General features: G+C 71.2%; 14 protein-coding genes and 1 pseudogene. 8 read left to right on the top strand and 7 right to left on the bottom strand.

Annotated elements, in window-relative coordinates; all coding sequences use genetic code 11:
* Position 1: 1 nt before the first annotated feature.
* Positions 2–703 carry a hydrogen peroxide-dependent heme synthase gene (gene hemQ / locus ACFFR3_RS25745; protein WP_355427777.1) on the top strand — a complete coding sequence of 234 codons (702 nt, stop codon included), beginning with the start codon at positions 2–4 and terminating at the stop codon, positions 701–703.
* A 180-nt stretch (positions 704–883) separates the two neighbouring features.
* A complete protein-coding gene (locus ACFFR3_RS25740; RefSeq protein WP_379483977.1) occupies positions 884–1672 on the top strand; it encodes a hypothetical protein in 789 nt (262 codons plus the stop codon).
* 181 nt (positions 1673–1853) lie between these two features.
* Here ACFFR3_RS25740 and msrB read toward each other — a convergent pair whose 3' ends face one another.
* Positions 1854–2255: a peptide-methionine (R)-S-oxide reductase MsrB gene (gene msrB / locus ACFFR3_RS25735; RefSeq protein ID WP_345387280.1), complete on the bottom strand. Its 402-nt coding sequence runs from the start codon at positions 2253–2255 to the stop codon at positions 1854–1856.
* Between the two features lie 376 nt (positions 2256–2631).
* Between msrB and ACFFR3_RS25730 the strand changes: the two are divergent.
* Both ACFFR3_RS25730 and ligD read left to right on the top strand, forming a co-directional pair.
* A pseudogene (locus tag ACFFR3_RS25730) lies at positions 2632–2957 on the top strand (sigma factor-like helix-turn-helix DNA-binding protein); the annotation flags it as partial.
* A gap of 149 nt (positions 2958–3106) precedes the next feature.
* The gene (gene ligD / locus ACFFR3_RS25725; RefSeq protein ID WP_379483976.1) at positions 3107–4108 is read left to right on the top strand and encodes a non-homologous end-joining DNA ligase; all 1002 of its coding nucleotides are present in this window, start codon (positions 3107–3109) and stop codon (positions 4106–4108) included.
* Between the two features lie 25 nt (positions 4109–4133).
* On the opposite strand, the gene ACFFR3_RS25720 is transcribed toward ligD, so the two are convergent.
* Complete coding sequence (locus tag ACFFR3_RS25720) at positions 4134–4946, bottom strand: MBL fold metallo-hydrolase (protein WP_345387276.1); 813 nt, start codon at positions 4944–4946, stop codon at positions 4134–4136.
* A 6-nt stretch (positions 4947–4952) separates the two neighbouring features.
* Complete coding sequence (locus ACFFR3_RS25715) at positions 4953–5138, bottom strand: hypothetical protein (protein ID WP_345387274.1); 186 nt, start codon at positions 5136–5138, stop codon at positions 4953–4955.
* A gap of 349 nt (positions 5139–5487) precedes the next feature.
* Here ACFFR3_RS25715 and ACFFR3_RS25710 point away from each other — a divergent pair, with 349 nt between their 5' ends.
* Both ACFFR3_RS25710 and ACFFR3_RS25705 read left to right on the top strand, forming a co-directional pair.
* Positions 5488–5826, top strand: a complete 339-nt coding sequence (locus tag ACFFR3_RS25710; protein ID WP_364363835.1) for an RNHCP domain-containing protein — start codon at positions 5488–5490, stop codon at positions 5824–5826.
* A 1-nt stretch (position 5827) separates the two neighbouring features.
* A complete protein-coding gene (locus tag ACFFR3_RS25705) occupies positions 5828–6229 on the top strand; it encodes an RNHCP domain-containing protein (RefSeq protein ID WP_345387270.1) in 402 nt (133 codons plus the stop codon).
* Positions 6230–6275: 46 nt separating this feature from the next.
* Here ACFFR3_RS25705 and ACFFR3_RS25700 read toward each other — a convergent pair whose 3' ends face one another.
* Together ACFFR3_RS25700 and ACFFR3_RS25695 are read right to left on the bottom strand one after the other, a co-directional pair.
* Complete coding sequence (locus ACFFR3_RS25700; RefSeq protein ID WP_379483975.1) at positions 6276–7151, bottom strand: tetratricopeptide repeat protein; 876 nt, start codon at positions 7149–7151, stop codon at positions 6276–6278.
* 19 nt (positions 7152–7170) lie between these two features.
* The gene (locus tag ACFFR3_RS25695) at positions 7171–8604 is read right to left on the bottom strand and encodes an aldehyde dehydrogenase family protein (RefSeq protein ID WP_379483974.1); all 1434 of its coding nucleotides are present in this window, start codon (positions 8602–8604) and stop codon (positions 7171–7173) included.
* 126 nt (positions 8605–8730) lie between these two features.
* Here ACFFR3_RS25695 and ACFFR3_RS25690 point away from each other — a divergent pair, with 126 nt between their 5' ends.
* A complete protein-coding gene (locus ACFFR3_RS25690) occupies positions 8731–9804 on the top strand; it encodes a class I SAM-dependent methyltransferase (protein WP_379483973.1) in 1074 nt (357 codons plus the stop codon).
* Here the strand turns inward: ACFFR3_RS25690 and ACFFR3_RS25685 are convergent.
* The gene (locus ACFFR3_RS25685) at positions 9794–11197 is read right to left on the bottom strand and encodes an MFS transporter (RefSeq protein ID WP_364363847.1); all 1404 of its coding nucleotides are present in this window, start codon (positions 11195–11197) and stop codon (positions 9794–9796) included. The genes ACFFR3_RS25690 and ACFFR3_RS25685 overlap by 11 nt on opposite strands.
* Positions 11198–11280: 83 nt before the next feature.
* Here ACFFR3_RS25685 and pgeF point away from each other — a divergent pair, with 83 nt between their 5' ends.
* Positions 11281–11988: a peptidoglycan editing factor PgeF gene (gene pgeF, locus ACFFR3_RS25680; protein ID WP_364363850.1), complete on the top strand. Its 708-nt coding sequence runs from the start codon at positions 11281–11283 to the stop codon at positions 11986–11988.
* Positions 11989–12434: 446 nt separating this feature from the next.
* Here pgeF and ACFFR3_RS25675 read toward each other — a convergent pair whose 3' ends face one another.
* Positions 12435–12794 carry a hypothetical protein gene (locus ACFFR3_RS25675; RefSeq protein ID WP_379483972.1) on the bottom strand — a complete coding sequence of 120 codons (360 nt, stop codon included), beginning with the start codon at positions 12792–12794 and terminating at the stop codon, positions 12435–12437.

Below are 12794 nucleotides of genomic sequence, written 5' to 3'. Positions count from 1 at the left end.
CATGACAGAGGGCGCTCCGCGGCTCAAAGCCCGCGATCTCAACCAGGTGATCCGTTACACGATGTGGTCGGTCTTCCAGGCGACCGAGCCGTGCCCAGGCGACCGCGACGGCCTGGCGGCCGAGGTGCAGGAGCTGCTCGACCAGGCGGCCGGCAAGGACGTCGTGACCAGGGGGGTCTACGACGTCGCCGGGTTCAGGGCCGACGCCGACTTCATGTTCTGGTGGCACGCTCCCACCCCCGAGGACCTCCAGGACGTCTACGCCAGGTTCCGCCGCACCCGGCTGGGCCGGCACAGCAGGCCCGTCTGGTCGGCGATGGCGCTGCACCGGCCGGCCGAGTTCAACAAGTCGCACATCCCGGCGTTCCTCGCCGAGGAGGAGCCGCGTGCCTACGTGAGCGTCTATCCGTTCGTACGCTCCTACGAGTGGTATCTCCTCGACGACTCCGAGCGGCGGGCGATGCTGGCCGAGCACGGCAGGATGGCGCGCGACTACCCCGACGTGCGGGCCAACACGGTGGCCTGCTTCTCGCTCAACGACTACGAGTGGATGCTGGCGTTCGAGGCCGACGAGCTGCACAGGATCGTCGACCTCATGCGGACGCTGCGCGGCGCCCAGGCCCGCCGCCACACCCGCGTCGAGATTCCCTTCTACACCGGCGCCCGCAAGCCGGTGCAGGAGCTCGTCGCCGCTCTGCCGTAGTCCGGCGGGTGGGCGCGGGCTCTTCCCAGCGCCCACCCTCCACAGGCTCTGGGACGAGAACCAGACCCAAATCGGCGATCTCGCTGCAGTGCTCTATCCCCTTTGTCACAATCAGGGAGATCTCCGCTCGGCGGGGCGTGACCGGGGTGGCACGTTCCAGCGGTGGGGCTTGGAGGGCTGGTGGACAGGTCCGGAAGGCGGCGGGGGCGGCACGCGGCAGGACGTCATGCGGGGCGCTCCGGGTGGCGGCGGGGGCTGCTCAAGCGCGCGGCCAGGGGCCGGACGGCAGCCGCGGCCGGCGTGGTCGTGGGCGGCGCGGTGGTGGCGCTGGCGGTGAACGGGATGTTCGGCGCGCCGGCCACGTACGGGCTGCTCGGCACGATCGTCGCCCCCGCCGCGAGCCCGCCCGCGGACGGTGGCGAGCCACATGAGGGCAGGACCGGCGCGGCGCGACCGGGCCCGAGACCACCGGGGGCGAAGGGAGCGGAGGCGGTGAGCAGGGGAGAGCGCCGGCTGGAGCCGCCCAAGCCACGGCAGCAGGCCCCGAGCAGGAGTTCCGGGCTGGTGCCTGGCGTCACGACCCCGGATGACGTGCTGGCCGAGGGCCCGGCCGCTGAGGACGGCAAGGACTACAAGGCGGACGGCCCCTCCCGGCACACCGACGTCCTGGCGGCCGAGTACTTCCGCACGAACTGGGGCGTGAAGGACAAAGCGTTCAAACGCCTGAAAGATGTCCGCACGGTGGGCGGCTACCTGCGCATCTACACCGACCTGCCGGAGAGCGCGGACAACTCCCTCACCGCGATCAAGCTGTGTGAGCGCGGCCTGGCCTACCTCCATGAGCAGGGCGTCCAGAACCCCGTGGTGTTCGTGCACTCCGAGTTCGGCGAGAACGGCAACCCGGTGCTCGCCAACATCCTCGGCCCCTCCGACCGCAGCTGCCGCGTCACCTACCCGAACCCCCGCTGACCAGCGGAAGGAGGGGGCCCGGGTCAGCGGACCCGGACCCGTGTCTTCGAGCACACCTCGCAGCGCTGAGTGACCACCCGCCCGATGGTCTCAACCGTCACCCACCGGTGGCGAAGATGGACAAACCGCACGCGGTGCTCGTACCCGTGGCCGGCGATCGATACGCCCTGTCGTTACCTGATCACCCCTTGGGTTCGAGCCGCAGGGAGATCGAGTTGATGCAGTAGCGGTCGTCCGTCGGCGTCGGGTAGCCCTCCCCGTGGAAGACGTGCCCGAGGTGGGAGTCGCAGCGCGCGCAGCGGACCTCCGTGCGGACCATGCCGAGGCTGCGATCCTCGATGAGCCGGACCGCCTCGCTCTCGGACGGCTCGAAGAAGCTCGGCCACCCGCAGTGCGACTCGAACTTCGTGTCCGAGCGGAACAACTCGGCCCCGCAGGCGCGGCACGAGTAGACCCCCTCGGTCTTGGTGTCGACGTATTCCCCCGTGAACGGGCGCTCGGTCCCGGCCTCCCTGAGGACACGGAACTCCTCAGGAGATAGCTGGGTCCGCCATTCGGCCTCGCTCTTGACCACCTTGTCCATACCTCCAGAGTACGAGATGCGGCAAAAAGAGATCTCCGCAGGCTGAAGCATCCGTTCTCAGGGAATTTCGCGTCTTTCTCGGCAAGGGGGTGTCATCACCCCCTGCCAAGGGGTGAGATCATCCGCAGATCCCGCCGAGCGGCACAGCCCACGCCCGTGCTGGCGCCGCTGGGGATCGGAACGGCCGGCCGGGTGGCGCGCCAGCGCCCGGAACGGCGGAGGGTGATCTGGCGGCCCGTCCCGTCGAGCCCTCGGTCCCGCCACCGAGGAGGCTCCGGGACGGGCCCACCCCGTCCCACCGCCATACTGCCCGGGACGCCCTTAAGCGATCGCCGGCGCGAAGCAACCTCCCCGGGGCCTCGCGCATGGAGAAGACATGCAATCCGAGATCATCCATCCGCCGCCCACGGAAGCGGGCGGCGCGACCGTGGCGGCCTTGTTCGAGGTGCACCGCCTGTCGCTGGTGCGGCTGGCGTTCCTGCTGCTCGGCGACCGGGAGAGCGCCGAGGACGTGGTCCAGGACGCGTTCGCCGCGGTCCATCGCCGGTGGGGCGCGCTGTCCGAGCGCGACCCCGCAGGCAGGTGTTCCTGGCCGTGCGGGGGCTGCCGCGACGCCAGCGTGAGGTGCTGGTGCTGCGCTACTACCTCGAGTCGTCGGAGGCGGAGATCGCTCAGGCGATGGGCGTCAGCCGTGGAACGGTCACGGCGACCCGTGGTACGCACGGGTGGTCGAGGCGATCGGGTGGACCGGCGAAGGGCCCCGGCTGCCCGAGGGCTGCGTCCAGCGGCCGGGAGAAACCTGTGAGGGCACCTGAGGCCCCTCTTCGACGGCAAGGGGTAGGTTCGGGGGCATGGCATCGCCGTTTATCGAGCTCGAGGTGGGGGAGCGGACCGTCAAGGTCACCAATCCCGACAAGGTCTACTTTCCGGAGATCGGCGCCACCAAGCGCGAGCTGGTCGAATACTACGTGAGCGTGGGTGAGGGCGCCCTGCGGGCGCTCAAGGACCGCCCGACCAACCTCAAGCGCCACCCCGACGGCGTGCAGACCGAGGCGATCTACCAGAAGCGCATGCCCCCGAAGCATCCCGAGTGGCTGCAGTCGGTGGAGGTGACGTTCCCGAGCGGCAGGAAGGCCCACTCGCTGCGCGTCACCGAGGTCGCGGCCATCGCCTACTGCGCCAACCTCGGCACCATCGACTTCCACCCGTGGCAGGTGCGCGCCACCGACGTCGAGCACCCCGACGAGCTGCGCGTCGACCTCGACCCGCAGCCTGGTCTCGAGTTCGACGCGGCGCGCAAGGCGGCGTTCCTGACCAGGGACGTGCTGGCCGAGCTCGGCATGACCGGCTTCGTGAAGACCTCGGGCAACCGCGGCGTGCACATCGCCGTGCGCATCGAGCCCCGCTGGGACTTCGTCCAAGTACGTCACGCCGGCATCGCCCTGGCCAGGGCCGTCGAGGCGCGCGACCCGAGCCTGGTCACCACGGCGTGGTGGAAGGAGGAGCGCGGCGAGCGGGTGTTCATCGACTTCAACCAGAACGCCAGAGACCGCACGGTGGCCAGCGCCTACTCGGTCAGGGCGAAGCCGCACGCGCCCGTCTCGACCCCGCTGACCTGGGACGAGCTGGCCGACGCCGACCCGCGCGACTTCGACATCCGCACGGTGCCGGCCCGGTTCGCGAAGGTGGGCGACGTGCACGCGGCCATCGACGACGCGGCGTACTCGATCGAGACGCTGCTCGACCTCTATGCCGGGGACGACCGCGGCGATCTGCCCTATCCGCCGAACTATCCGAAGATGCCGGGCGAGCCCAAGCGGGTCCAGCCGAGCAAGGCGCGCTCCGACACCTGACTCACTGCCGCGCTCACTGCCGCGCTCACTGCCGGACGAGGCGGTGCGGGGCCAGCTCGCGGGTCTCGCCCCGCTTCAGGTAGACCACGCGGTCGGCGAGCCCGGCCTGCTCGATGTGGTGCTTGAAGTCGTCGAGCGGCGAGCTGAAGACCGTGTAGTCGTCGTAGTGGATCGGTACGACGGTGTGCGGATTGATCAGATCCACCCACGACGCCCCCTGCTCGCCGTCCATGGTGACCATGAGCGTGCCGAGCAGTTTGGTGCCGCCCAGGTGGACGAGGGCCAGGTCGATGTCGGGGAAGCGGCGCGGGATGGCGTCGAGCCGCCGGTCGAGCAGCGTGTCGCCGCTGATGTGCAGGCGCAGCTGGACCCGTTCGTCCTGACCGCAGAACTCCAGCATCGTGCCCATCACGGGCGGCAGCAGCGACTCGGCGAAGCCCGGCGCGTGCTTGCCCGGCAGCGCGGTGATCCGCACGCTGCCGCCGGGGCCGTGCAGCCGGTACTCCGACCAGTTCGACAGCCCGACGGCCTGGCCGAAGCCCTGCCGGTGCAGGACGCGGGCGGCGGACGGGGTGGTCACGATCGTGGTGTCGCGGTCGAGCTTCTTGCGGGCGACGCGGTCCCAGTGGTCACCGTGCATGTGGGAGAGCACGACCGCGTCGAGCGGCGGCAGGTCCTCGACGCGCAGGGCCGGGTCCGTGAGCCGCCGCGCGGCCAGCCCGTAGCCGAGGTGGGCGAGCTGGCCCCGGTGCAGGAAGTTCGGGTCCGTCAGGAGCGTGAAGCCGTTGTAGCGGATGAGCGTGGTCGCGTTCCCGATGAACTGCAGGCTGCCTGTCACGTCGGATCACTCCGGGTGTCGTGGTCGCTGCTCCGGAGGCACGCCGCCGCCCTTGCCGCCGCCCTTGCGGCCCTTGTCCGTGCCGTGCGGGTGCCCGGAGCGCTTCTTGGTCTCGGGTATGACGTCGGCCGCTTTCGCGTTGGCGCCGGACCTTCCTGACCTGCGAAGTTCCGGCTGTTGCGGGTTACTCATGGCTTTCGTCCCCCTTTGTTCCGTACGTCCTCTGCCACGGCCGCCCGGAGCCAAACCCGCCAGCGATGGTCGCGCGGGAAAAATGGCTGGCGATCCGGCGGCGCCCCCCGTTACGCTCCCATCCGTCCGTGAAATGCCGTGTCCGTGGCCTCGTGCCACACGTGGGGAGGGTTTGATGCCTGGCACCGCGCCCAGCGCGCCTCGCAGTCGTGCCTCCGGCGGATCCCGCCTCTGACCGAGCGATGACCTCATAACCGGACAGGCCGTATGACCAGCGTGCCCCGCGAGGCCCGCTGGGCGCTTCCTTGCTGCGTGATTTCGAAGACCATTCCGGCAAGGAGTACCCAGGTTGTCCACCAACGGCAATTCACCACTGCTCAACACCTTCGCCTGCGTACGCTGCGGCCTCACGGTCACCGCGAACGCCCCCGACGGCACCCGGCGCAACCACTGCCCGAGCTGCCTGCACTCGCTGCACCTGCAGGACGAGTGCCGGTCACGGATGATCCCCATCTCGATCGCCGTGCTGCGCACCGGGGAGTGGATGATCATCCACCGCTGCACCCGGTGCGGTGAGCTGACCTCGAACCCGATCTGCGGGGACGACAACCAGCTCATCCTCATGCGCATGGCCGTCAGGCCGCTGGCGCAGCCTCCGTTCCCGCTCGAAGCGTTCGGTGATCTGTGACATGCCGCGCAGGAAACCCGGCGGCCGGCGGCCGCAGCAACGCAAGAAGATCCATCACGCGGAGCCGGCGGACGCGTTCCGCTGCGTCGGCTGCCGGCTCGACGTGCCCATGACGGCGCCCGGCACCGCGCACCGCAACCACTGCCCGAACTGCCTGACCAGCCTGCACGTCGATCGCCGCGTGCCCGGTGACCGCAGGGCGGGCTGCCGGGGCCGGATGGCGGCGCTCAGCGTCTCCGTCCGGGGTGACGGCGAGTGGCTGATCATCCACAGTTGCCAGTCGTGCGGCGAGCTGAGCGCCAACCGCATCGCGGGCGACGACAACGCGCTGGCGCTGCTGCGCATCGCCATGCGGCCGCTGTCGGACGCCCGCCTGCCGGTCAACGCCCTGCTCGCGCTGTGACGGGGTGGCCGGGACCGCTTCGCGCGGCCCCGGCCGCCGAGCCTGGTCAGTCGCCGAACTCCAGGTGCAGGGCCTGGGTGAAGTCGGCGATGGCCTCCTCGTGCCGGTCCAGCTCCTGGTAGATCTCGCCGCGCACGCGGAACGCCCAGACGTACTCGGGGTCCAGCTCGATGGCGGCGTCCAGGTCCCTCAGCGCGGCCTCGTTGTCGCCCAGCTCGCTCAGCACCGCGCCCCGGCTGCCGAGCGCGCGGTCGTTGCCCGGGTCCAGCTCCAGCGCACGGCTGAGGTCGGCGAGCGCCTCGTCGTAGCGGTCGATCATGCGCAGCGCCTCGCCGCGGCGGCTGAGGGCCCGTACGTGGTCGGGGTCCGCCTCAAGGGCCTTGGTGTAGTCGTCGATGGCCTCGGTGTAGAGGTTCATGCGCTGGTAGAGCTCGCCGCGGGCGAGCCAGGAGTACGCCAGGTCCGTGTTCAAGGAGATGATCTTGGTGTGCTCCGCCAGTGCCTCGTCCAGCCGGTCCAGGTCCACCAGCGCGTCCGCCTTCGCCTCGAGGATCCACAACGAGTCCGGGGTGAGGGTGAGTGCGTGCTCGAAGTCCGCCATGGCCTCTTCCAGGCGTCCCATCCCGGCGTAGGTCTGGCCGCGCGAGCCCAGCGCGTACGCGCTGTCCGGCTCCAGCTTCAGCGCCTCGTCGAAGTCGTCGAGCGCGGCCTGGTAGCGCTCGATCACCCGATGGCTCTCACCGCGCAGCCGCCAGGCGCGCGCGTTCTCCGGGACCAGCGCGATCGCCTCGGTCAGGTCCGCTATCGCGGCGTCGTGCCGCGACAGGGCGATGTACGACTCCGCCCGGCTGCGCAGCACGGAGGCCCGGGACTGCGCGGCCGCGTCGGACAGCCCGGAATGGTCCATGATCCCCTCGTCCATGGGGGGTAAATCTATCCGACTAAATCTTGATGATGGCGGCCTTTTCCCGGGTGTACTCGAGGACCGCGTCGTGGCCGTATCCGCTGTCCTTGACCCCGCCGAACGGCAGCCCGGGAGGCATCTGGCGGAAGGTGTTCACCCAGACCGTGCCGGTCCGCAGATCACGGACGAACCGGTGCGCCCGTCCCAGGTCACGCGTCCACACGCCGGCCGCCAGCCCGTAGCGGGAGTCGTTCGCGATCGTCAGCGCCTCGTCGTCGGTCTCGAACGGGATGGCCACCGCGACCGGGCCGAAGATCTCCTCCTGGCACACCCGCAGCCCGTTGTCCTCGCTCGTGTAGAGCGTGGGCGCCACCCAGTAGCCGCCCGGCAGGTCCGGCACCACCTCCGCGCCCGCCCGGCCGCCGAAGACCAGCCGCGCGCCCTCCTTCTCGGCCAGTTCCAGGTACGACGTGACGCGCTCGTACTGGGCCGCCGACACGATCGGCCCCATCGTCGTCGCGAGGTCGAGCGGGTCGCCCAGCACCAGCTCCGCGCAGGCGCGCTCGATGCGGCCGAGCATCTCGTCCCAGATCGAGCGGTGGATGAGGATGCGCGAGCCCGCCACGCACACCTGGCCCGCGTTGCCGGTGTAGACGGAGTTCACGGTGACGCCGAGGGTGGCGGCGTCCAGGTCGGCGTCGGGGAAGACGATGTTCGGCGACTTGCCGCCCAGCTCGAACGTCATCGGCTTGAGCGCGTCCGCCGAGGCCCTGGTGATGGCCTGGCCGGTCTCGGTGGAGCCGGTGAGGCTGACCTTGCCGACGCCCGGATGCCGGACGAGCGCGTCGCCGACCTCCTCGCCCAGGCCGCTGACGATGTTGAGCACGCCGGGCGGGAACACCTCGGCCAGCAGCTCGCCCAGCCGCAGCACCGACGCGCTCGCCTGCTCGGCGGGCTTGAGGACGACCGTGTTCCCGGCGGCCAGCGCGTACGCGGCCTTCGCGGAGAAGGTCGAGATGGGGGAGTTCCACGGGATGATGCAGACGGCCACCCCGTACGGCTCGCGCCTGGTCAGCCCGAGCGCGTCCGGCCCGAGCTGCACGGTGTCGCCCCTGACCGCGTCGAGGCACTGCCCGGCGGCGATCTGCCACAGGTACGCCATGCCCGGCAGGTCCCGCTTGAGCGTGTCGCGCAGGATGCGACCGTTGTCGCGGGTCTCCAGCCTGGCCAGCTCCTCGGCGTGCTCGCCGAACACCTCGGAGACCTTGCGCAGGTAACCCGCCCTCGCCAGGGCGGGCAGTGCCGACCAGGAGGGGAACGCGCGCTCGGCGGCCTCGACCGCGGCGGCGGCCTCTGCGGCGCCCGACGCGGGGATGCGGGCCCAGGGCTCGCCGGTGGCGGGGTTGACCGTGTCCATCATGCGCGGCGCGGGCACCAGCTCGCCGCCGATGAGGTTGCGGTAGTCAGGCACGCGACCAAGCATATGCTTGCTCAAGATCTCTGACCAGGGGCCGGAAAGACCCTGTAAAGCGCCCGAAAGTGGACGCATAGTCGCGGTATCGCGGGGCACAACCGGTCGCGAGGGTGGGTGGTGGCGATGGTGAAGCGATGGCTCGGGCGGCTGGCGTACGGATCGCGCTATGACGACGTGCCGTGGGGGCAGCGGGTCTACGTACGGCCGGGGGAGCGGCTCGCCAGGGAGGCGCAGTGGCGCCTGCTCACCAGGCGTGCACCGATCGTGTCCCGGGCCGCGTACGAGCGGACCCGCTCCCTGGGCGAGATCGAGGAGTTCCTCGACTGCATGATGTGCGGCGAGTCGCGCCAGCAGCCGCTGTTCGAGCCGAACGGCGGCAAGGGCTGGCGCTACCACGTCGTCCGCTGCCCGTCCTGCGGCTTCCTCTACCGCAACCCGAACGTCCGCCCCGAGCGCCTCGGCGACCTGTACGCCACCGGCTACAGCAATTTCCTGACCGGCAAGTACGCCGCCAACCGGCAGCGCCGCTACGACCTGACGATGCGGGCGTTCTCCCCGGTCTTCGACGAGGGCAAGGAACGCCGCCTGCTCGACTTCGGCTCCGGCGTCGGCCTCTTCCTGGAGCTGGCCGAGCAGCGCGGCTTCGACGCGTACGGCGTGGACCTGTCGCCCGAGTCGGTCGCGCAGGCCAACGAGCGGCTCAGCCGGGCCCGCACGTTCTTCGGCGCCCCGCAGGACGTGCCCGAGATCGCAGCCGGCGGCTTCGACGTCATCACGCTCTGGTCGGTGCTTGCCCACCTGCCCCGGCCGCTGGACGACTTCCGGCTGTTCAGGAGCCTGCTGGGGCCGGGCGGTGTGCTGCTGATCCTCACCGTGAACGCCAACTCCCTGCTGCTCAAGGCGTACGGGTCGCAGTGGAGCGGCTTCACCAAGAACCACCTGATGTTCTACTCGCCCCGGACCGTGCGCACGCTGCTGCGGCGTACGGGCTTCGCGGGCGTCGCGTTCGCCCCGCACTACGGCGACACGATCGAGGCCGGCACCACCAGGCTGCCCGCCGGCCTGGTCAGCCGGCTGCGCAGGAACGTGCGGCTCAGCGACGGCGGCAACATGATGCGGGTGCTCGCCTTCGCCGACGAGGAGGCCATCGGCCGGTACGGCGGCGGCCCGCTCACCGTGCACCGCCTCACGTCGTAGCCGCCGCCACGGTGGCGCGCGCCCGCTCGCGGGTGAGTGGGGTGAGCAGCAGGCCCACGGCGACGGCGGCGGCACAGGCGAGCACGCACACGACGAACCCGTCCCGCAGCCCCTGCGCGGTGCCGAGCAGCGGCCCGAACGCGGCCACGCCCACGGCCCCGCCGACCTGCCGCGCGGTGTTGAACGCCGCCGATGCCGCCCCGTGCAGCTCGGGCCCGACGGCGGCGATCGCCTGCGAGGTCATGGACGGCACCAGCAGCCCCGAGCTGAACCCGGCGGGCACCAGCGCGAGCACCAGCGGCCACAGCTCCTCCGCCGTGCCCGCCCACGCCACCAGCAGGAACGTCCCGGCCAGCACCGCCTGCGCCGTGCCCACCACGGCCGGCCGCCCGAACCGCCGCGCCAGCCGGGCCGCACACAGGTTGGCGATCGCGATGAGCCCGGTCAACGGCAGGAACAGCAGCCCACTGCTCAGCGCTCCCAGCCCGCGCCCTTGCTGGAGCATGAGGCTCATCGCGAACAGCAGCCCGTAGAAGGCGAGATTGAACAGCGCCCCCTGCGCCGCCGTCACGACGAACACCCGATCCCGGTAGAGCGCCGCCGGCACCAACGGCATGCGCCTGGCCCGGCCGCCGGGTGCCTGGCGGGTGTAGGCGGCGCGAGTGGCCAGGACGAAACCGGCGAGTCCGGCCACCCCCAGCACCATGGCGGTGACGACCGGCGTGCTCAGGAGGCCCTGGACGGGGGTCTCGACGAGGGTGAAGACCAGGCCGCCGATCAGCAGGGTCGCGGTGACCAGGCCGGCGACGTCCAGACGACGCTCGCCGCGCGGCACGGCCGGCATCGACCGCACGCTCCAGATCATCGCGGGGACCCCGATGAGCACGTTGACGCCGAACACGGTACGCCAGTCCGCGACCGCCACGAGCGCGCCGCCCAGCAGCGGCCCCGCCGCCATCCCGACACCGCCGGCCGCGGACCACCAGCCGACCAGCCGGTGCCGCGCGTGCTCGTCACCGGCCGCGGCGGTGGCGAGCACGAGCGCGCTGGGCAGCAGCAGCGCCGCCCCCGCGCCCTGCACCAGCCGCGCCCCGTTGAGCACCGCCATCGTGGGCGCCGCCGCGCACGCCGCCGACGAGACCGTGAACACCAGCAGCCCCGCCACGAAGGCCCGCTTGGCGCCGAAGGTGTCGGTGATCGCGCCCGCGCCCAGCATCACCGCCGCGAACGAGAGCGTGTAGGCGTTGACGGCCCACTCCAGCTCGGCGCGCGAGGCGCCGAGGTGGGAGGCGAGCTGGGCGAGGGTGAGGTGCACGATCGTCCCGTCCACGAAGACCATGAAGGACGCGACCAGCGCCAGTACGATGACACCTCGACGATGTTCGATAGCCATGGAACAACTGTAGGAAGTGTTCTATCACCATCGAATACCGGGGTGCCCGCTGCAGGTGTCAGGCGTCGCCTAGGATCGGGGGCATGCAGCTCGCCCCCGGCGTCCACGTGGCCATCACCGACCGCGACGGCGGCGTCGGCGCCCCGCCTTACGGTTCGCGCAACCTCGGCGGCATGGTCGGTGACGACCCGGTGACCGTCCGCGCCAACCGCGCGGGCCTGGTGGCCGAGCTGGGGGTGCGGGCGGTGGTCTTCATGCGCCAGGTGCACAGCGCCGAGGTGGCGTACGTGAGCGAGCCGTACGGCGACGACCCGCCGCCGCTCGACGGCGTGTTCACCACCGAGCCCCGGCTGGCGCTGGCGTCGCTCGGCGCCGACTGCCCGGCCGTGCTGGTGGCCGACCCGGTGGCCCGCATGGTCGGCGCCGCCCACTCCGGCCGCCCCGGCACCGAGGCCGGCATCGCCACCGCCCTGGTGACCGCGATGGCGGCCAAGGGCGCCGAGCCAGGCAGAATGGTCGCGCTCATCGGCCCCGGCGCCTGCGGCCGCTGCTACGAGGTCCCCGCCGCCCTCCGCGCCCAGGTGGCCGAAAAGGTCCCCGCCACCTGGTCCACCACGTCCTGGAACACCCCCGCCCTGGACCTGCGCGCCGGCATCGCGTCACAGCTGAGAGCAGCAGGCGTCCCCGACATCCGCCACGACACCCGCTGCACGATCGAGTCGGCGGAGCTCTACTCCCACCGCCGCGACCAGCCGACAGGCCGCTTCGCCGGCCTCATCTGGCTCACCTAGCCACCCGAACGCCCCACGTCAGGCCCCACCAGCGGCCTCACGGGCTCTCGCCAGCGGTTGTCCCGAACACCTCACTGGCGCCTCGTTGGACCGCCCGCAGGGCCTTCGCCGACGTTGCCGCGGGCTCCGCACCGGGGCGGCCACTGCCCCGCACCGACAGCTCAAGCGGGCGGCCTCGCGGACCCCACTGGCACTTCGTTGTAGTCCTCGCAGGACCCGCGCCGACGCTGCCGCAGACCCCACATAGGCGGCCTCGCACCGGCGGCTCGCCGAACCCCACGGGCACTTCGTTGCAACCGTCGTAGACCTCCGCCGACATCGCCGCAGACCCCCCGGCGGCCCCGCACCGGCCTTCCCGCCGACCCCCACAACCTGCACCCCCGATGTGACACCCCCACAGAACCCCCTGACGGCCCCCAGGGCCACTGTCACGGTGGTGGGTGGGGTTAGTCCTTCTTGTCTTTGGAGGAGTTGGAGCCGTTGAAGATGGAGTTGACGGCGATGATGCCCATCCACACCGCCAGGATCGGCCAGAACCGGCCCTCTCCAAGCACCATGAACACGACGGTCGACACGGTGCCGAGGGCCACCGACACGATGGCGAGGGCCAGGCGTTGGCCGTCGGGCGGGCCTTGGCGGGCCACCTGGCGGCCTTTGGGTGCGACGTGGCTCAGCCGCTCGTCCACCCGCCGGTCGATCTCCTGGCCCATCTTGTCGAGGAACGAGTCCACGACGGCGTCTTCGTAGTCGGGCCCTAAATCGCGGCGTGCGGACACGGCGGCTCTGAGCTCATCCCCTGTAGTCAT

Source organism: Nonomuraea salmonea (assembly GCF_042428605.1).
In the GTDB taxonomy this organism is placed as follows: Bacteria; Actinomycetota; Actinomycetes; order Streptosporangiales; family Streptosporangiaceae; genus Nonomuraea; species Nonomuraea salmonea.
Note: the sequence above shows the minus strand (reverse complement) of the source record. Positions and strands in the feature narration are given on the sequence as shown.